This window comes from Enterobacter cloacae complex sp. 394I7, from assembly GCF_057320345.1.
Window position 1 is genome coordinate 35019 of sequence record NZ_JBXWCR010000007.1, and the last position, 19948, is coordinate 54966.

Sequence of the window (19948 nt, forward strand, 5' to 3'; positions counted from 1 at the left end):
CTTTGTCGCCCGCCTGGTTTAGTGCATTTTCGGCACACTGACCTCAAGCCAGTCGAGGATCCCCCGCGCCGCATGACGCCCTTCCGCCATCGCCGTCACCACCAGATCAGCGCCGCGCACCGCATCACCGCCGGCGAAAATTTGCGGGTTAGACGTCTGGTAACGATAGCGGCTTTCCACCGAGGCAATGATTCGCCCCCAGTCATCGGTGTTGACGCCCTGACTCTCCAGCCAGGGCATGGCATGTGGGTTAAAGCCAAAAGCCATAATCACCGCATCGGCCGGCATGACAAACTCGCTGCCCTCCACCGGGACGGGTCGACGACGCCCCTGCGCATCCGGCTCTCCCATCCGGGTGCGCAGCATCCGGATGCCGTTAACCTTGCCGTCAGCAGCAAGGGTCAATTCAACGGGCTGGACGTTAAATTCAAATGCGGCTCCCTCTTCTTTCGCATTCTTCACCTCTTTTTTCGAGCCCGGCATATTGGCTTCATCCCGGCGATAGGCGCAGGTGACTTTTGCCGCGCCGTGACGTAACGCGGTGCGCACGCAGTCCATTGCGGTATCCCCCCCGCCCAGCACCACCACGTTGAGCCCACGGGTGTCGATAAACGGTTCGTTGGCCGTCGCGTCCAGCCCCATGACGTGGCGCGTGTTCCCCACCAGGAACGGCAACGCATCGTAGACACCCGGCGCATCTTCATGGGGGATGCCCGCTTTCATCGAACGATAGGTTCCCACGCCAATAAACAGGGCGTCGTAATCTGTTTGCAACTGAGACAACGACACATCGCTGCCCACGTCGCAGTTCAGCTCGAAGTGAACCCCCATCGCAGTAAAAATCTCTCTGCGTCGTGCGAGCAGGGATTTATCCAGCTTAAAGGCCGGAATGCCGAATGTCAGCAAGCCGCCGATTTCGGGATGCCTGTCATAGACCGTCACGCTCACCCCGCTGCGCACCAGCACATCCGCGCATGCCAGCCCGGCAGGCCCCGCGCCGATAATCGCGACGCGTTTTCCCACCGAAGAAACGCCAGACATATCCGGTCGCCAGCCCAACGCCAGCGCCTGGTCCGAGATGTAGCGCTCGAGGTTGCCAATGGTCACCGACCCTGACGCATCGCGCACGGTGCAGGCACCTTCACATAACCTGTCCTGCGGGCAGACCCGGCCGGTAATTTCAGGTAAACAGTTGGTCTGATGAGAAAGTTCGACCGCGCCGAGGATGTCACCGGCGTTAATCCGTTCAATCCACTGCGGAATGTGGTTGTGCAGCGGGCAGGTCCATTCACATATGCTGTGCTCTCCGCATTTCAGGCAGCGCGATGCCTCGCGTCTGGCCTGTTCGGTCCGAAACGGCAGGTATATTTCATTGAAATGGCCAACCCGCTCTTCGGCAGACAGTTTGTCGGGCTCGCCGCGTGGCGGTGTGTTGTGCATCTGCTGCAGTTTGGTGGGTGCCATCTCCTCGCTGACTGCCTCACTGTGCCAGGGCTGCGCCTCCAGCCTGGCGGTGCGCTGACGGCGCGATTTTGCCAGGTTATCCAGCACGTCAGGCGTCGCCAGCGTCAGCACATCTGCCGGGCAATTTTCGATACAGGCCGGGCCCTGCGGGCGGGTCAGGCAGAGATCGCATTTATACGCCGAGGCTTTTGCACCGCCGCTGTCGAGTGGCGTAACGATAATCTCCATCGTGCCGAAGGGACAGGCAACCACGCAGGCTTTACAACCGATGCATTTTTGTTGATTCACCTGTACGCTGTCATCGCGTTTGCTGATGGCGCCGTTCGGGCAACTGAGCGCACACGGGGCATTTTCACAGTGGTGACAGGTGACGGGGCTGTTCTGCGCGCCAGAGTTAAGGACCGTAATACGGGGATGGAAATGGCGCTCGCTCAGGACATGTTGCTCATCATTATGCGCCATTACGCAGGCAACTTCGCAGGCATGGCACCCAATACATTGCTGGCTGTTAGCCATAATAAAACGATTCATAACGACACCTGTTTTTGGTTCAATAACCTTATTCTTTGTATGAATATGGTATTTACTCATCACAGCGTCGTCAGGCAATGTTCAATTGCCCGGAATGCCAAACTATTTCCAGTGAACCTGTGGCAGATCAATTTTATTCAGGAAGCCGTTCTGTGACCGTTAAACGCCCTGTTTCCGCAAGCCTGGCCTGGGCTTTCTTTTCGATGATTGTGTTATCCGTTTTGACCAGCACCGTCGCGCTGCTGACGCTTGCCAGCAGCCAGCGTGACGCCGAAGCCATCAATATTGCGGGTTCACTGCGTATGCAGAGTTACCGGCTGGGCTATGAGATGCAGCGCAACAGCCCTTCCCTGACACAGCATCGCCAACACTGGCAACACACCCTGAGCGCACCTGCACTCCAAAAGCTGAACCGCTGGTACGTGCCGGACGATGTCAAACAGCGCTACCAGCAGCTGCATCTGGCCTGGCAGGAGATGGATACGCACATCGCCCGCGGCGATCTGGCGTGGTATCAAACCCATATCGAAGATTTTGTTGGCCGTATTGATGCCTTTGTGCTCGCCCTTCAGCACTATACCGAACATAAAATTCAGACGGTGACCCTGCTCTCTCTGGCTGGCGCGCTGGGGATCCTGCTGCTGACGGTGTTTACCCTGCGACGCATCCGTCGTCAGGTGGTCTTGCCGCTCAACAATCTGGTCGCCGCAAGCGAACGCGTTGAACGGGGACAATTTGATACCCCGGCACCGGATACCGCTTTGCCGAATGAACTCGGTCAGCTGTCCCGGGCCTTTAACCATATGTCGGCGGAGTTACACACCCTCTATCGCTCGCTTGAAGATTCGGTTGCGGAAAAGACCCGGCACCTGAACGAGGCGCATCAGCAGCTCGAAATGCTGTTCAAATGTTCGCAGGCGCTCAACACCGGACAGATAGACAGTCACTGTTTCCGGCATATATTGCAAATCGTCCATGAATACACCCGGATGAATTATCTGGAGTTACGGACCAGCGACGACTGGCGTCTGTGTGAAGGGAGTGAGGCAGCCGACATGCCGCTGCAAAACCTGCCGGTGCTGATGCAGGACACGCTCTACGGCGAGCTGCGCTGGCAGAGCGAGACGGACAGCGTCCCGCTTCCGCTGATGAGAAGCGTGGCGACAATGCTCGGGCGCGGGCTTTACTTCAACCAGGCGCAAAAGCATTACCAGCAGTTGCTGCTGATGGAAGAGCGCGCGACGATTGCCCGCGAACTGCATGATTCCCTCGCGCAGGTGTTGTCGTATCTGCGGATCCAGCTTGCGCTGCTTAAGCGTGCCGTACCGCAAGAGAATGCCCCGGCGCAGACCATCATCACCGACTTCTCCCGCGAGCTTAACAATGCCTGGCATCAGCTTCGCGAGCTGCTCACCACCTTCCGCCTGACGCTCAACCACGCTAACCTGCCGGCGGCCCTTCAGGAGTCACTCGACGGTCTGCAGAGCCAGACGCAGACAAAGCTGCATCTTGATTGTCGCCTCTCCTCGCTGGCCCTTGACGCACAAAAGCAGGTGCATCTGCTGCAGATCGTGCGTGAAGCGGTGTTGAACGCAATCAAGCACGCGCAGGCCAGCGAGATCACCGTAAGCTGTATCACCGCCGTGGACGGCACGCACAGCGTGAGCATTCGCGACAATGGCATCGGGATTGGCGAAGCCAGCGAGCCGCCGGGACATTACGGGCTGAATATTATGCGTGAACGCGCGGAACGGCTCGGCGGTACCCTGCACTTTTCGCAGCCACAAAATGGGGGAACGCAGGTTAGCGTGACATTCCCTTCGTCGCTGGCGTTAACAGGTAAATAACCGTAAAGGGGGCAGCGCAGAGAAACGCGCATGATAATTTACATTATCTCCTTTATTTCTCCACGTTTGGTCTTCGTCTTGCCGCTAAAGTGGTGCGGGCAATAAACAATAATGACGTGCAGCAAAACGAGGTCAATTTTTCATGGCGAATTTTTTCATCGATCGCCCCATTTTTGCCTGGGTACTTGCCATTCTGTTGTGTCTGACAGGTGTCCTGGCCATTACTTCACTTCCCGTTGAGCAATACCCCGATCTGGCACCCCCTAACGTGCGTGTCACAGCAAACTATCCCGGCGCCTCGGCACAGACGCTGGAAAATACTGTGACGCAGGTTATCGAGCAGAACATGACGGGTCTGGATAACCTGATGTACATGTCCTCACAAAGCAGCGCCACGGGCCAGGCGACGGTGACCCTGAGCTTTACGGCCGGGACTGACCCGGACGAAGCGGTGCAGCAGGTACAAAACCAGCTGCAGTCAGCCATGCGAAAACTGCCGCAGGCAGTGCAAAATCAGGGCGTTACCGTACGTAAAACGGGGGATACCAATATTTTGACCATCGCGTTTGTCTCCACCGATGGTTCCATGGATAAGCAGGATATTGCGGACTACGTTGCCAGTAACATTCAGGACCCGCTCAGCCGTATTAACGGCGTAGGGGATATCGACGCCTACGGGTCACAATATTCAATGCGCATCTGGCTCGATCCTGACAAGCTGAACAGCTTCCAGATGACGGCGACTGACGTGACGGACGCCATCAAGTCGCAGAACGCCCAGATTGCCGTAGGGCAGTTGGGAGGAACGCCTTCCGTCGAAAAACAAGCCCTGAATGCCACCATTAACTCGCAATCGCTGCTTCAGACTCCGGAGCAGTTCCGCAACATCACCCTGCGCGTGAATCAGGACGGTTCAGAAGTGCGGCTGGGCGATGTCGCCACGGTGGAAATGGGTGCGGAAAAGTACGACTACCTGAGCCGCTTTAACGGTAACCCCGCCTCCGGCCTGGGGATTAAACTGGCCTCCGGCGCAAATGAAATGGCGACGGCGAAACTGGTGTTAGACCGCCTGGACGAGCTGTCGAACTATTTCCCTCACGGCCTTGAATACAAAGTCGCCTACGAAACCACCTCCTTCGTTAAAGCGTCGATTGAGGATGTGGTGAAGACCCTGCTGGAAGCCATCGCGCTGGTCTTCCTGGTCATGTACCTGTTCCTGCAAAACTTCCGGGCGACGCTGATCCCGACCATAGCCGTCCCCGTGGTCCTGCTGGGCACCTTCGCGGTGCTTTACGCGTTTGGCTACAGCATCAACACGCTGACGATGTTTGCAATGGTGCTGGCAATTGGCCTTCTGGTGGATGACGCCATCGTGGTGGTTGAAAACGTCGAGCGCATCATGAGCGAGGAAGGCCTTTCCCCGCGCCAGGCCACGCGTAAATCGATGGGGCAAATACAGGGCGCGTTAGTCGGCATCGCCATGGTGCTTTCGGCGGTCTTTATCCCGATGGCCTTCTTTGGCGGCACAACCGGCGCCATTTACCGCCAGTTCTCGATAACCATCGTCTCGGCAATGGTGCTTTCTGTACTGGTGGCGCTGATCCTGACCCCTGCGCTCTGCTCTACCCTTCTTAAGCCTTTGCACAAAGGCGAGCAGCATGGTCAGAAAGGGTTCTTCGGCTGGTTTAACCGCATGTTTAACCGCAATGCCGCGCGTTATGAATCCGCCGTCGGTAAAGTGTTGCACCGCAGCCTGCGCTGGATGCTGATTTACGTAGTGCTGCTGGGTGGAATGGTCTGGCTATTCCTGCATCTGCCTACCTCGTTCCTGCCAATGGAGGACCGGGGAATGTTCACCACCTCCGTGCAACTTCCGAGCGGCGCGACGCAGCAGCAGACGCTGAAAGTGGTCGAAAAAGTCGAACAGTACTTCTTCACCCAGGAGAAAGATAATGTGGTGTCGGTCTTCTCCACCGTGGGCTCTGGCCCGGGCGGTAACGGGCAGAACGTTGCCCGTATGTTTGTACGCCTGAAGGACTGGGACGAGCGCGACACAAAAACGGGGACCGCGTCGGCCATCATTGAACGCGCAACCCACGCTTTTACGAAGATCAACGAAGCGCGCGTCTTTGCCAGCAGCCCACCGGCCATTAGCGGGCTGGGCAGTTCTGCCGGGTTTGACATGGAGCTGCAGGATCACGCCGGTGCAGGCCACACGGCGCTGATGGCGGCGCGCGATAAGCTGTTAGCGCTGGCGGGCAAAGACGCTGACCTGACCCGCGTTCGTCATAACGGCCTGGATGACAGCCCGCAGCTGCAGGTGGATATTGATCAGCGTAAGGCGCAGGCTCTGGGCGTTTCCATCGACGACATTAACGACACCCTGCAGACGGCCTGGGGCTCAAGCTATGTGAATGACTTTATGGATCGTGGGCGTGTGAAAAAAGTGTATGTCCAGTCCGCCGCGCCGTTCCGTATGTTGCCGAATGATATTAACCGCTGGTTTGTTCGTAATAACGCAGGCGGGATGGTGCCGTTCTCGGCGTTCGCCTCGTCGCACTGGGAGAGTGGTTCGCCGCGTCTGGAACGCTATAACGGCTATTCGGCGGTAGAAATCGTCGGTGAAGCCGCGCCGGGCGTCAGTACCGGTACCGCCATGGACACCATGGAGAAACTGGTGCAACAGCTGCCCGCCGGCTTTGGGCTGGAGTGGACGGCGATGTCTTATCAGGAGCGGCTCTCCGGGGCACAGGCGCCTGCGCTTTACGCGCTTTCCCTGCTGGTGGTCTTCCTCTGTCTTGCCGCGCTGTATGAAAGCTGGTCCGTTCCGTTCTCGGTCATGCTGGTGGTGCCGCTTGGCGTCATCGGTGCGCTGCTGGCGACATGGATGCGCGGTCTGGAGAATGATGTGTACTTCCAGGTAGGGCTGCTCACCGTGATCGGCCTGTCGGCGAAAAACGCGATCCTGATTGTTGAGTTTGCCAATGAGATGAATGCCAAAGGCCACGAGCTGATGGCGGCCACACTGCATGCCTGCCGTCAGCGCTTGCGTCCGATCCTGATGACGTCGCTGGCATTTGTCTTTGGGGTATTACCGATGGCAACCAGCACCGGTGCGGGCTCCAGCAGCCAGCATGCGGTAGGTACAGGGGTGATGGGGGGCATGATTTCGGCAACCGTCCTGGCCATTTATTTTGTGCCCCTGTTCTTTGTGCTGGTGCGTCGCCGCTTCCCGCTGAAGGAACGTCCTGAATAACAGTACGTAATAAAAAAGGCGGCTCTCAGGGCCGCCTTTTAGGGTGTGTGTTTAATTCACACTATGGTTATTTTACTTATTTAAGTGCTCTTGCAATTCTTACTGAATGTCATTTACGAAGCATGCCTTCGATAAAATCTTTCCAGTTCCCCAGTTCACGTTCAATCATAACTACCTCTCTTATTATTATGCGCATTCTACGAAAACGTATCATCATTGTGAAGACCGTCTAACCTATCGCTGTGATTGTACCCCGCTACTGGCAGGGATTTATGATAAATATGAACGCAGGGCCTTAAATTTTGTGTGACGCTCAGCAATATTTTGAAATAACCATACAGGCAGGTGAGATTTAAATTACCGCCTGAGTTCATTAGCATTTTCGGTCTTATGGACATCTATGCTTAAATGATGAAAGAATATTCAGCGTACAGTTGTGAGTTGAATTAAGAAGAAGTGTAAATCAAGACAATTCCTGAATGTGTTATATTCCACTTAAGGATATATCTTCGAAATTACTGAACATTTAATCATCATAAGAACAAAAGGATTCACCATGGTTGTGATGTACGGCATTAAAAATTGCGACACCATCAAAAAAGCACGCCGGTGGCTGGAAGCGAACAACGTGGATTACCGTTTCCATGACTATCGCGTTGACGGGCTTGATGCAGAATTTCTGCATACCGCTATCAAGGAACTGGGTTGGGAGGCGCTGCTGAATACCCGTGGTACCACCTGGCGTAAACTGGATGAAGCCGTCCGGGCTGGCATCAACGACGCCGACAGTGCCGCCAAACTGATGCTCGAAATGCCGGCAATCATCAAACGCCCATTGCTCTGCGCGCCCGGGCAGCCTATGCTGCTGGGTTTCAGTGAAACCCTTTATTCCGACTTTTTTCGTTGAGGTGTAGTTTATGTCATGCCCGGTCATTGAGCTGACTCAGCAGCTTATTCGCCGTCCCTCCCTTAGCCCGGACGACGCAGGTTGTCAGGCATTAATGATTGAGCGCCTGCGTGCCATCGGTTTCACCGTTGAACGCATGGACGTTGGCGACACCCAGAACTTCTGGGCGTGGCGCGGTCAGGGCGAAACGCTGGCCTTTGCCGGACATACCGACGTCGTTCCCGCAGGTGATGCGGATCGCTGGATCAACCCGCCGTTTGAACCGACCATCCGCGATGGCATGTTGTTCGGGCGCGGTGCGGCAGACATGAAAGGCTCGCTGGCGGCGATGGTCGTGGCGGCAGAGCGCTTCGTTGCCCAACATCCGAACCACAGAAACCGCCTCGCGTTTTTGATCACCTCTGACGAAGAAGCCAGCGCCCACAACGGCACCGTGAAGGTCGTTGAGGCGCTGATGGCCCGCAATGAGCGTCTCGACTACTGCCTGGTCGGCGAGCCGTCCAGTACGGAAGTGGTGGGAGACGTCGTCAAAAATGGTCGCCGTGGTTCGCTGACCTGCAATTTGACCCTTCATGGCGTTCAGGGGCACGTTGCCTATCCACACCTGGCCGATAACCCGGTCCATCGCGCGGCACCGATGCTGAACGAACTGGTGACCATCGAGTGGGATAAAGGCAATGAGTTCTTCCCGCCGACCAGCATGCAGATTGCAAACCTGAAGGCCGGTACCGGCAGCAACAACGTGATCCCGGGTGATTTCTTTGTCCAGTTTAACTTCCGCTTCAGCACTGAACTGACCGATGAGATGATCAAAGCGCGCGTTATCGCGCTGCTGGAAAAATACAATCTGCGTTACACCGTGGACTGGTGGCTTTCTGGCCAGCCGTTCCTGACCCAGCGCGGCAAACTGGTGGATGCGGTAGTGAACGCCATCGAGCACTATAATGAAATTAAGCCACAACTGCTGACGACAGGTGGCACCTCAGATGGACGCTTTATTGCCCGGATGGGGGCCCAGGTTGTCGAACTGGGGCCGGTGAACGCAACCATTCATAAAATAAATGAATGTGTGAATGCTGCTGATTTGCAGCTGCTGGCCCGTATGTATCAACGAATTATGGAGCAACTCGTCGCCTGACGAACGCTCTGAGAGGAATAGCGAATGGACTGGCTTTCAAAGTACTGGTGGATTCTGGTGTTAGTGTTTCTGGTCGGCGTGTTACTTAACGTCATTAAAGATCTTAAGCGCGTTGATCACAAAAAGTTTCTCGCCAACAAACCGGATCTTCCACCGCATCGTGATTTTAACGATAAGTGGGACGATGATGACGACTGGCCGAAGAAAGACCAGAAGAAGTGATTCTCTGTCCCCTCTCCTGTGGGAGAGGGGCCTACATCACATAAACTCGACGATATCATCGTCATTTGGCTTGCCGCCGCTGAGCGCTTCATCAAAGTAGTGCTTCGGTACGGTATAACGCAGATGATCGAGCGCAAACTGCATGCTGCGGTCATCAATCGCGTGCCCCAGATCGTCTACAATATCCAGCGTCACATCCCCGCCTTCGCGGATAAGCGCTTCCTGCGCGGCAACCGCATGCGAAAGTTCAATCACGCGGTCTTCACCACCGTGGATCAGATGGATCGTGGTCTGCGTCGTCGCGCGTTGCGGTAACGTCGCAAAGCGACCGTTAAAAGCAATCACACGCGACACCAGGCCTGGCTGCGCTTTTACGCTCTCCAGGGACATGATAGACCCCTGCGAAAAGCCAATCAGCGCGGTCGCATCGGCACCAACGCCGCTCTGCTGCTGCCAGTAACGCACGGTGTCGATAAAGACAGGCATGACGGCGTCAATACGTGCCTGACGGTTCTCTTCCGTTACGCCCTGAACGGAGAACCACTGCCGTCCGTTCGGACCACACGGCTCCACTCCGCCAATACTGACAATCAGCGCCTGCGGAAATACCGGGGCAAACCAGCTGCCAATCTGGCCCATATTGACGGCGTTATCGCCAACACCATGAAACAGAAGCAGTAACTGTTTAGCCGGTTTATCAGGGCTTTGAACAACAAAATGATCGTGTTTCATGGCGGTCTCCTTATTTGATGGCCTGGATTCTACGCCTCTCAGGAGGAATGACCATGCCACTTTACTGAAGAAGTCATTGAAAAAATTGCCATTGCAAAATGTCGTCTTTCAGCTGCTGACAGCGTGCAGGTTCAAGGCTTTCAAGCGCTTGCGCCGTTTCACTGCGAAGCCTGGCCAGTAACGCTTTTCGCCCCGAAAGAAGCAGTTCAGCGCTGAGCCGGGCGTCATCACTTCTCGCCTCCACTTTCCCGCGCAGGGCGGGCAGCGGCATGTCCACGCTTAGCAGCAACCGTGTTAACGCCGCGACGGAGGTAGAAAACGCGCGGTGGGCAAAGGCAAAGCCCGCCAGCTCCAGCCAGTCGTCACTATTAAGGGTAGCCTCCCAGCCATCGTCCACCGGGATCTTTTCACCGTTCAGGGCCGATAACACGCGCGCATCGCGGCGCAGTCGCTGATGCGCCTGCTCACACAGCTGTCGCCCCGCGTCGCTGAGGGGCAGCAAGGCCATTGCGGTATAACAGCCGCTGCTGGCTTCGCGATGGCTGCCCATGCGCACCAGCACAAAGCCGCATCGCTGCCAGAAACGCCACAGTTCATCGGTATAGCCAAAGCTCACCGACAGGTAATCCTCGCCGCTTGCGTTGCGGATCAGTGCCTGTCCGATGCCTTCCCGTTGACGACGAGGATGTACCGCTATTCGGGTCACCCGTCGGCCTTTGAGCGTTGCCGCCAGCGGGGAGCCGCCATGCGCGGCAAGGGACTGCGCCACCAGATTCCCGCGAGGACGGCGGAACCCCGCCCAGACGGCACGGCTGAGCTGCGCCGTTAATCCCCCCTCTTCCACCAGCCAGAGCGCCCCGGCAATGACCGAGTCCGTTTGGGCGACGGAAAAGTGCTGGCCGGGCGCGTCCATCATGCGGCGTAAATCAAGCGGTGAGGTGCGGTAATGTGCCGCACAAAGCAGCTCATACACACTCGCCGCCAGCGCCGGGTTGCTCGCCCAGGCTTCCGGAGCCAGAGAGGTCAACTGTATGGCGCCTGTTGGGCTGCGATCGATAAGCGTATCGTCAAACAGCAGTGCGCTGGCGACGACCCGCTCAAGAGGACATCCTGCAGCCCAGCGTACCGGGGTTGATAAGGTATACCGCTGCAACCCGCTGAACCGGCTACAGAACTTAAGCAGAAAGCCTCTTCCTGTTCCTTCGTAACCCTGCACCGTTGTGGTCAGCAGGACGCGCGGGAAACGGTCGACCAGCTTTTCAAGCAGCGGTCCGGGGATGGCAGCGGCTTCGTCGACAATCAGCCAGTCGGCCTGCTCTTCAGAGGCCAGCAGCGCGTCCGGGGCCATAAAGTGAAAACGTTCGCCGGCAAAACGGGCGATAACCTCCGTCGCCCCCTTTGATGGCGCGGTGACAATGGCACTGCCCTGCGTGCGGCTCAACAGCATGCCCGCCAGCGCAGACTTCCCGCGTCCGCGCGGGGCCGTAACGGCCACAACGCCGCGTTTCATGGCCAGGAGTGCTGCCAGTATCTCAGCCTGCTCGCGCTGCGGCGCACCGCTGGCGGGCTGCCAGTCAGGGGCGTCGGATCGTGCGAGAAGCGATAAAGGCTGGTGCTGAAGCCAGACGATCGCCTCAGGATCGTCGGCAATTGTCCGGCAAAAGTGGTGAATAAAATTTGGCGTGGCGATGGGTTCGGCGCTGTCACTCCAGCGCAAAGAATCGCTGTCAGGTTGTTCCGCCCACACGCCAGGGGGCGGTACCAGCAGCACCAGAAGGCTACCGGCACGCAGCGTCCCGCTCAGGGCCGCAAAGGCTGAGACGTCAAACCCGGCGCGGGCATCAAAAATTGCGTGCCGGAACTCGCGTCCCAGCAGCCCGCTGATGGCTCTGGACGCGTTATCCGCCAGCCACAGCCAGTCTCCGGGCAAGGCATCACGCAGGGCTGATGCCTGCGTGAATGTCCATTGCTCATCGCCGCTGAGCACCACCAGCTGACGATGACCTTTGTGCTCAAGCTCGCGAATCAGATGTTCAAACGCCACCATTACATGGCTTTGCCGAAGGTATTACACTGCGCAGGGTCACCGCTGTCGAAACCGCGTTTGAACCAGCTGTATCGTTGCTGTGACGTGCCGTGAGTAAAGCTGTCCGGCACGACGCGGCCCTGGCTCTGCTGCTGAAGACGATCGTCACCGATAGCCTGCGCGGCATTGAGCGCCTCTTCCAGGTCACCGGATTCCAGCACGCCCTGCTGCTGCATGTTGTGCCCCCAGACGCCCGCGAAGCAGTCCGCCTGCAGTTCCATGCGTACGGAAAGACGGTTTACCTCAGCCTGAGAAGCGTTTTGCTGAAGCTGGCGTACTTTGGGTTCTATCCCCAGCAGTTTTTGCACATGGTGCCCGACTTCATGCGCAATGACATAGCCCTGGGCAAAATCGCCGTCAGCGCCAAGCTTGCGTTTCATGTCATCATAGAAAGAGAGATCGATATAGACGGTGCTGTCTGCCGGACAGTAGAACGGCCCCATCACCGACTGTCCGGTGCCGCATCCGGTACGGGTTGCGCCACGGTACATCACCAGCTTGGGTTGCTGATAGGTACGCCCCATTTTCTCGAACAGCTGACCCCAGGTTTCTTCTGTGGTGGCGAGAATAACGGAGGTAAATTTGGCCGCTTCATCCTCGTTAGGGCTGATTGAGCGCTCAGAATGCTGCTGTTGCTGCAGAGGCTGGCCGGTCATTAAACCGGTCAGATCGACACCGTAGTACCCCGCGACCAGCACCACAATCAGCAGAATAATACCGCCCTTTCCGCTGGGTAACCGGAAGCCAGGCCCACCCATTGAAGGACCGCCGCCGCTATCGCTGCGCCTGTCTTCTACATTGTCACTTTCACGACGCCCTTGCCAGCGCATAACCACCTCGAACTATTCCATTAATAATAGCTATGATCGTAGGCGGTTAACGGCAAGATTACCATAGGAAACAAGGGTAAGACGCCAAAGGATATACATATCCTTTGGCGATGAGGGAGTTAGTCGAGCTTAACGCCTAAACGGTGAGCAACCGCTTCGTACGCTTCAATCAGGCCACCCAGACTCTGACGGAAACGGTCTTTGTCCATTTTATCCAGCGTTTCTTTATCCCACAGACGGCTGCCGTCCGGAGAGAACTCATCACCCAGAACCACTTCGCCTTTGAACAGGCCGAACTCCAGTTTGAAGTCGACGAGGATCAGACCCGCGTCATCAAACAGTTTTTTCAGCACGTCGTTGGCTTTGTAGGTCAGTTCTTTCATGCGCGCCAGATTCTCTTTATTCACCCAGCCGAAGGTTTCGCAATAAGAATCATTGACCATCGGATCGTGCATGGCATCGTTTTTCAGGAACAGGTCAAAAAGCGGTGGATTCAGCTCAATACCTTCTTCAATACCAAGACGCTTCACCAGGGAGCCTGCTGCGCGGTTACGAATGACGCACTCAACCGGAACCATATCCAGTTTTTTCACCAGACATTCCGTATCGGACAACAGCGCTTCCATTTGGGTCGGGATACCCGCTTCGGCCAGTTTGGTCATAATGAAGTGGTTGAACTTGTTGTTCACCATGCCTTTACGATCGAACTGCTCAATGCGTGCGCCATCCCCTGCTGACGTATCATTGCGGAACTCGAGCACCAACAGATCCGGGTTTTCCGTGCTGTATACGGTCTTCGCTTTGCCACGATACAACTCAGCTTGCTTCTGCATCTTCATTACTCCTGGTGTGATGATTGGTGTTCAAAACTGGGGATATTATGCCACGCACACGTTTGCGTAGCACGAAAATAAAAAGGGCTGGATTAACCAGCCCGCGTATTTATTTGCTGAATGCAGCCTGGAAGACGGCCACCAGCGCATCGTTCTGCGACTGGGTCAGCGTGTGGCCTTTCGGATCGATAAACTGCAGACTGCTGCGGTTATCCAGGTCACCTACCTGAATCTTGTAGTCGCCGGAAGCCAGCTGTGGATCGGTGGCGCCCAGTTCCTGCCATGCACTGTCAGACAGCGGCTTATAGGTTGCCGTCATGCTACCGGTTGAACGGGTGCTGTCGGTCACTTTCATGCCCACTTTTTCCAGCGTCGCTGGCAGGCGCTGCCAGGTCTGGTTAAACGGTGCACGCACAACCAGCATTGGCAGACCGGTGTCATCCGCACCGCTCTGAACGTCAAACGTCGCGCCGTTGCGGCTCTGCGCTGCGTTAGCGGCGTCGCTGGCGTTCTTATCCAGACCCGCGGCAATCACGTTCAGCATTTCAGTGCTGTAACGCTGCATTGATGCGGCATCCGCAACCGGTTTACCCGCCTGCTCCAGGTTCAACAGCTTAACGGTAACCGCCTGCTGATAACCCTGAGGTTTAACGGAGACTTGATAACGCCCACGGTACTGCTGATCTTCGTCCAGACGGTTCCACTCGATCCAGTCGGTGGTTAAGGTCTGGCTGGCATCATCGCGTTTATCGATGGTGTAGTTCTTCGCCTGAATGACGCTCACAACCTGCGGCCACAGGGTGGTACCGCGGGCGCTTTCAACCAGCAGCGACGCCGTATCACCGGTGAACTGGGTACGCGCCCCGCTCACCAGCGCCAGAGGCTGTGCTGGCGGACGAATATCGAGCGCTTTACCGACCAGGCCGCTGCCGTTGGTCACGGGAATATTGTAATCGCCGTTCTGAATCGGCAGGATCATACCAGCCGGTGCGTGAAGTTCAGCAAGCGGGGTCGCATCCAGATAGGATTCATCACCGCTCACCTGGCGCTTGTAGCGCGAGTCTGAACTACAGGCAGCGAGCAGCATAACAAGCGAAACACTCGCAACCTTCGCCAGGCGCGACTTCTGTACTGAATAAGCCATCAAATCTCCCTAAACTCTACAGCAAACCGGCATGCTTCAGCGCTGCTGTGACAATTTCACGACCGTGGTCGGTAATCGGTGTCATTGGCAGACGCAGCGTATCGGTTGCTACAAGTCCCAACTCCTTACACGCCCATTTCACGGGGATCGGATTGGGTTCGACAAATAATTTATTATGCAACGGCATCAGACGCTGATTAATCACGCGAGCTTCATCAAAGTGACCGGCAGCCGCCAGTTTGCACATTTCAGCCATATCGCGGGCCGCAACGTTCGCCGTTACGGAGATCACGCCATGGCCACCGAGCTGCATAAAGTCCAGTGCGGTCGCATCATCGCCGCTCAACAGGATAAAGTCGTCTGAAACCAGCTCTTTGATCTGATGAACGCGGCTTAAGTTCCCTGTCGCCTCTTTAATCCCGATAATATTTTTTACTTTCGAGAGACGACCAACGGTTTCCGGCAGCATATCGCAGCCAGTACGGGACGGCACATTATACAGAATTTGTGGCAAGTCAGTATGTTCTGCGATGGCTTTGAAATGCTGGAACAGACCTTCCTGAGTAGGACGGTTGTAATAAGGGGTCACCGTCAGACAGCCCACGATGCCGCTGTCGTTAAAACGTTTGGTCAAACTGATAGCTTCTGCCGTGGCGTTAGCGCCTGTCCCTGCGATGACCGGGATACGCCCGTCAGCCAGTTCCAGGGTCAGCATCACCACATCGCCGTGCTCTTCGTGGCTTAGCGTTGCAGATTCACCGGTAGTCCCTACCGAAACGATCGCCGAGGTTCCATTGGCGACATGGTAATCAATCAGCTTCTTCATGCTTGACCGGCAGACATTACCTTTTTCATCCATCGGTGTAACAAGCGCGACAATACTTCCCGTGAACATGAGCCATCCTCTGTGCGAACAAGAGCCTCAATGGTACGTTTGGAACTGTAATAAAAGCAAGCGACCTGAGGCCCTCAGGCGGTTGTATGCATGTTTTTTTTATGCTTTCCTTAGGAAGACTTAACCATGCAAAGGAAGAACAGGTTTGACAACCTCATCACAACATTACCTGGTTATCACTGCGCTGGGTGCTGACAGGCCGGGTATCGTGAACACCATCACCCGCCATGTGAGCAGCTGCGGCTGTAATATCGAGGACAGCCGTCTGGCTATGCTGGGCGAAGAGTTCACGTTTATTATGCTGCTGTCCGGGACATGGAATGCCATTACCCTTATCGAATCGACCCTGCCGCTCAAAGGTGCGGAGCTGGATTTGCTGATCGTGATGAAACGCACCACTGCTCGCCCACGTCCGGCCCTGCCCGCGACCGTCTGGGTGCAGGTTGAAGTCCCCGATTCCCCCCATCTGATTGAGCGCTTCACCGCGTTATTTGACAGCCATGAGATGAATATTGCCGAACTCGTTTCCCGAACGCAGCCGGGTGACGGCAGCGCCATTCCCACCCTTTTTATTCAGATTACCGCGCACAGCCCTGCCTCGCAGGATGCGTCAAATATCGAGCAAGCGTTCAAAGCCCTCTGTACAGAATTAAACGCGCAAGGCAGTATAAGCGTCGTCAATTATTCGCAGCATGAACAGGATGGAGTTGAGTAATGAACCCACTGAAAGCCGGTGACATCGCACCGAAATTTAGCTTACCTGACCAGGATGGTGAGCAAGTAAATTTGACCGACTTCCAGGGACAGCGTGTTCTGGTCTATTTTTACCCGAAAGCCATGACCCCGGGCTGCACCGTACAGGCCTGCGGCTTACGCGACAACATGGACGAGTTGAAAAAAGTCGGCGTGGAAGTGCTGGGTATCAGCACCGATAAGCCAGAAAAGCTGTCACGATTTGCTGAAAAGGAGCTGCTTAACTTTACGCTGCTTTCTGACGAAGACCACCAGGTATGCGAGCAGTTTGGCGTCTGGGGCGAGAAGACCTTTATGGGCAAAACCTACGACGGCATTCACCGTATCAGCTTCCTGATTGACGCTGACGGTAAAGTTGAACATGTGTTTGATGACTTCAAAACCAGCAACCACCACGACGTGGTGCTGAACTGGCTCAAACAAAGCGCCTGATCGTTGGGCCGCGGCTTCGCCTGACCCAACCTACGCGGTAAATGCAATACGGTAACGCAGGTTACCGTTTTTGATATTTGCCCCTCTCCCCACGGGAGAGGGTATCAGGCCGCACAACTATCTACTTATCCTCAACCGCGGGCACATCCGGCCACGCGTGAACCACTGCTTTGATCAGCGTTGCCAGCGGAATGGCAAAGAACACGCCCCAGAATCCCCACAGCCCGCCGAAAATCACCACGGATAAGATAATCACCAACGGATGCAGGTTCACCGCTTCGGAGAACAGCACCGGCACCAGCAGGTTGCCATCCAGTCCCTGAATGATCAGGTACACCGCGAAGCAGCTCCAGAACTCGGTCCCCAGACCAAACTGGAACAGCGCAACGCCGACAACCGGAATGGTCACCACAAAGGCACCGATGTAGGGAATGAGCACCGACAGCCCCACCAGCACCGCCAGCAGCAGCGAGTAGTTAAGCCCGAAAATTAAAAAACCAATCCAGGTAGCCACACCCACCACAATCATCTCCAGCACTTTGCCGCGAATGTAGTTGGTGATCTGCTGGTTCATCTCTTCCCACACCTGCCCGGCCAGCCCGCGATTACGCGGCAGAATGCGCCGCACCGCGTTCAGCATCTGCTCTTTATCTTTGACGAGGAAGAAAACCATTAACGGAACGAGGACAAGGTAGACGGCCAGCGTGAGCAACCCTACCAGCGACGCCAGGGAATATTTCACCACGGAATCGCCCATTGTCATGATGCGGGCGCGCATGTTTTCGGCCATCGCATCAATGATCCCGGCATCCATCAGGGCGGGATATCGGCGCGGCAGCGTGGCGGCAAAATCGGAAAGCTTATTCAGCATGCCGGGCATATCGCGGATAAGGTAAATCCCCTGTTGCCAGGCCACAGGCATAACGACAAACGACATTAACAGCAGGATGCCGACAAACAGCACCAGGACGATACTGGTCGCCCAGCGACGGGAACAGCCTATATTTTCCAGACGCGCCGTTGGCCACTCCAGCAGGTACGCCAGCACAATCGCGACCAGCAGGGGGGCGAGAAGACCGCTGAAGAAGAACAGAATGCCGAACCCGGCAACGAGAATAACCAACAAAGCAATGGCTTCCGGGTCGCTAAACCGACGGCGGTACCACTGCATTAACATTTCGAGCATACAACCCTTCCCTGAATCGGATGGCGGGAGTGAGAACGTGAATTGTATCTAACTGTCACAAAAAAGACTTTCGCTTTTTGTCTCCCTGCCACGATCCGCAAAACCCTGATGAATGGGATTTTCTTCATGCCTCAACACGGCTACACTCGCAGGGCAGTGGAGATGAACGATATGCCGGTTCATCGGTCAAATTAGCACATCCCAAATACAGGACAGTGGTTATGTTCAGGCAGTTGAGAAAAACACTGGTTGCGACACTGATTGCCGCACTGACGGTCGGTCAGGTGTTGCCAGCTTTCGCTGACTCGTCCGATTCATTGCCGGACATGGGCACTACAGCAGGAAGCACGCTCTCCATTGGGCAGGAAATGCAGATGGGGGATTATTACGTTCGTCAGCTGCGTGGCAGCGCGCCGCTGATTAACGACCCGTTGCTGGTTCAGTACATTAACGGGCTGGGCATGCGCCTGGTCGCGCACGCCAACTCGGTAAAAACCCCCTTCCACTTCTATTTAATCAATAATGACGAAATCAACGCCTTCGCCTTCTTTGGCGGCAACGTGGTGCTGCATTCGGCGTTATTCCGCTACTCTGATAACGAAAGTCAGCTGGCCTCGGTCATGGCGCACGAAATCTCTCACGTCACCCAACGCCACCTTGCCCGTGCAATGGAAGACCAGAAGCGTAACGCTCCGCTGACCTGGGTTGGCGCATTGGGTTCCATCCTGCTGGCAATGGCCAGCCCACAGGCCGGGATGGCGGCGTTAACCGGTACGCTGGCGGGGACACGTCAGGGGATGATCAGTTTCACCCAGCAAAACGAACAGGAAGCGGATCGTATTGGCATTCAGGTGCTGCAACGTTCGGGCTTTGACCCGCAGGCCATGCCGAGCTTCCTCGAAAAACTGCTCGACCAGGCGCGCTACTCCTCCCGTCCGCCGGAAATTTTGCTGACGCACCCCTTACCAGAAAGCCGTCTGTCGGATGCGCGTAACCGTGCCAACCAGATGCGCCCGGTCGTGGTTCAGTCGTCGCAGGATTTCTACATGGCAAAAGTGCGAACGCTTGGAATGTACAATTCCGGGCGTAACCAGCTGACCAGCGACCTGCTGGATGCGCTGGCGAAAGGCAACGTGCGTGAGAAAAACGCGGCTCAGTATGGCCAGGCGTTACAGGCGATGGAAGCCAGCAAATATGACGAAGCGCGTAAAACGCTGCAGCCACTTCTCGCCGCCGATCCGAATAACCCGTGGTATCTCGATCTCGCCACGGATATCGATCTGGGGCAGAAAAAAGCCACCGATGCGATTAATCGCCTGAAAGGGGCAAAAGAGGTGCGGACAAACCCGGTGCTGCAGCTTAACCTGGCGAATGCTTACTTACAGGGTGGTCAGCCTGCTGAAGCGGCGAACATTCTGAACCGCTACACCTTTAACAATAAAGACGATCAGAACGGCTGGGATCTGCTTGCCCAGGCAGAAGCGCAGCTGGGCAACCGCGATCAGGAGCTTGCGGCACGCGCCGAAGGCTTTGCCCTGGTGGGACGTCTTGACCAGGCGATTTCCCTCCTGAGCAGTGCCAGTTCACAGGTTAAGCTCGGCAGTCTGCAGCAGGCCCGTTACGATGCACGTATCGATCAGCTTCGCGGTCTGCAGCAGCGCTTTAAGCCGTACGAGAAGATGTAATAAAGGA

The 19948-nt window shown here is 56.0% G+C and carries 17 protein-coding genes; 8 read left to right on the forward strand and 9 right to left on the reverse strand.

The genetic code is table 11. The features are described from left to right. Positions 1–18: 18 nt before the first annotated feature. On the reverse strand, positions 19–1995 hold the full coding sequence (aegA, locus tag AC2FAP_RS19600; RefSeq protein WP_151711842.1) for a formate-dependent uric acid utilization protein AegA: 1977 nt from the start codon (positions 1993–1995) through the stop codon (positions 19–21). A 152-nt stretch (positions 1996–2147) separates the two neighbouring features. Between aegA and narQ the strand changes: the two genes are divergently transcribed. Both narQ and acrD read left to right on the forward strand, forming a co-directional pair. Then, the gene (gene narQ, locus AC2FAP_RS19605; RefSeq protein WP_449541445.1) at positions 2148–3842 is read left to right on the forward strand and encodes a nitrate/nitrite two-component system sensor histidine kinase NarQ; all 1695 of its coding nucleotides are present in this window, start codon (positions 2148–2150) and stop codon (positions 3840–3842) included. A 142-nt stretch (positions 3843–3984) separates the two neighbouring features. Then, entirely contained in the window at positions 3985–7098 is a 3114-nt protein-coding gene (gene acrD, locus AC2FAP_RS19610; protein WP_014171108.1) for a multidrug efflux RND transporter permease AcrD, read from the forward strand. Positions 7099–7207: 109 nt separating this feature from the next. Here acrD and ypfM read toward each other — a convergent pair whose 3' ends face one another. Then, positions 7208–7267, reverse strand: coding sequence for a protein YpfM (gene ypfM, locus AC2FAP_RS19615; RefSeq protein ID WP_015572204.1), 60 nt, complete (start codon positions 7265–7267; stop codon positions 7208–7210). A gap of 387 nt (positions 7268–7654) precedes the next feature. Between ypfM and AC2FAP_RS19620 the strand changes: the two genes are divergently transcribed. The 3 genes from AC2FAP_RS19620 to AC2FAP_RS19630 are packed head-to-tail and all read left to right on the forward strand — an operon-like array spanning position 7655 to position 9365. After that, the gene (locus AC2FAP_RS19620; protein WP_449541446.1) at positions 7655–8005 is read left to right on the forward strand and encodes an ArsC family reductase; all 351 of its coding nucleotides are present in this window, start codon (positions 7655–7657) and stop codon (positions 8003–8005) included. 10 nt (positions 8006–8015) lie between these two features. Continuing rightward, positions 8016–9143: a succinyl-diaminopimelate desuccinylase gene (gene dapE / locus AC2FAP_RS19625; protein ID WP_014171110.1), complete on the forward strand. Its 1128-nt coding sequence runs from the start codon at positions 8016–8018 to the stop codon at positions 9141–9143. 24 nt (positions 9144–9167) lie between these two features. Next, positions 9168–9365, forward strand: a complete 198-nt coding sequence (locus AC2FAP_RS19630) for a YpfN family protein (RefSeq protein ID WP_014171111.1) — start codon at positions 9168–9170, stop codon at positions 9363–9365. A 36-nt stretch (positions 9366–9401) separates the two neighbouring features. On the opposite strand, the gene ypfH is transcribed toward AC2FAP_RS19630, so the two are convergent. From ypfH to dapA, 6 genes are all read right to left on the reverse strand, one after another. Continuing rightward, positions 9402–10097, reverse strand: coding sequence for an esterase (gene ypfH / locus AC2FAP_RS19635; protein WP_032680517.1), 696 nt, complete (start codon positions 10095–10097; stop codon positions 9402–9404). 73 nt (positions 10098–10170) lie between these two features. Further along, positions 10171–12144 carry a tRNA(Met) cytidine acetyltransferase TmcA gene (locus AC2FAP_RS19640; protein ID WP_449541447.1) on the reverse strand — a complete coding sequence of 658 codons (1974 nt, stop codon included), beginning with the start codon at positions 12142–12144 and terminating at the stop codon, positions 10171–10173. Then, positions 12144–13013, reverse strand: a complete 870-nt coding sequence (ypfJ, locus tag AC2FAP_RS19645; protein ID WP_020883068.1) for a KPN_02809 family neutral zinc metallopeptidase — start codon at positions 13011–13013, stop codon at positions 12144–12146. The genes AC2FAP_RS19640 and ypfJ overlap by 1 nt, the downstream gene beginning before the upstream one ends. A 119-nt stretch (positions 13014–13132) precedes the next feature. Continuing rightward, the gene (gene purC / locus AC2FAP_RS19650; RefSeq protein WP_008501631.1) at positions 13133–13846 is read right to left on the reverse strand and encodes a phosphoribosylaminoimidazolesuccinocarboxamide synthase; all 714 of its coding nucleotides are present in this window, start codon (positions 13844–13846) and stop codon (positions 13133–13135) included. 109 nt (positions 13847–13955) lie between these two features. After that, positions 13956–14990: an outer membrane protein assembly factor BamC gene (gene bamC / locus AC2FAP_RS19655; RefSeq protein WP_020883067.1), complete on the reverse strand. Its 1035-nt coding sequence runs from the start codon at positions 14988–14990 to the stop codon at positions 13956–13958. A 16-nt stretch (positions 14991–15006) separates the two neighbouring features. Then, positions 15007–15885 carry a 4-hydroxy-tetrahydrodipicolinate synthase gene (dapA, locus tag AC2FAP_RS19660; protein WP_014171117.1) on the reverse strand — a complete coding sequence of 293 codons (879 nt, stop codon included), beginning with the start codon at positions 15883–15885 and terminating at the stop codon, positions 15007–15009. Positions 15886–16030: 145 nt separating this feature from the next. Here dapA and AC2FAP_RS19665 point away from each other — a divergent pair, with 145 nt between their 5' ends. Together AC2FAP_RS19665 and bcp are read left to right on the forward strand one after the other, a co-directional pair. Then, entirely contained in the window at positions 16031–16600 is a 570-nt protein-coding gene (locus AC2FAP_RS19665) for a glycine cleavage system transcriptional repressor (RefSeq protein WP_047356595.1), read from the forward strand. After that, positions 16600–17070, forward strand: coding sequence for a thioredoxin-dependent thiol peroxidase (gene bcp, locus AC2FAP_RS19670; RefSeq protein ID WP_014171119.1), 471 nt, complete (start codon positions 16600–16602; stop codon positions 17068–17070). The genes AC2FAP_RS19665 and bcp overlap by 1 nt, the downstream gene beginning before the upstream one ends. Before the next feature lie 121 nt (positions 17071–17191). On the opposite strand, the gene AC2FAP_RS19675 is transcribed toward bcp, so the two are convergent. Beyond that, entirely contained in the window at positions 17192–18256 is a 1065-nt protein-coding gene (locus AC2FAP_RS19675) for an AI-2E family transporter (RefSeq protein WP_014171120.1), read from the reverse strand. 221 nt (positions 18257–18477) lie between these two features. Between AC2FAP_RS19675 and bepA the strand changes: the two genes are divergently transcribed. Then, on the forward strand, positions 18478–19941 hold the full coding sequence (bepA, locus tag AC2FAP_RS19680) for a beta-barrel assembly-enhancing protease (protein ID WP_020883065.1): 1464 nt from the start codon (positions 18478–18480) through the stop codon (positions 19939–19941). The last annotated feature ends 7 nt before the right edge of the window (positions 19942–19948 follow it).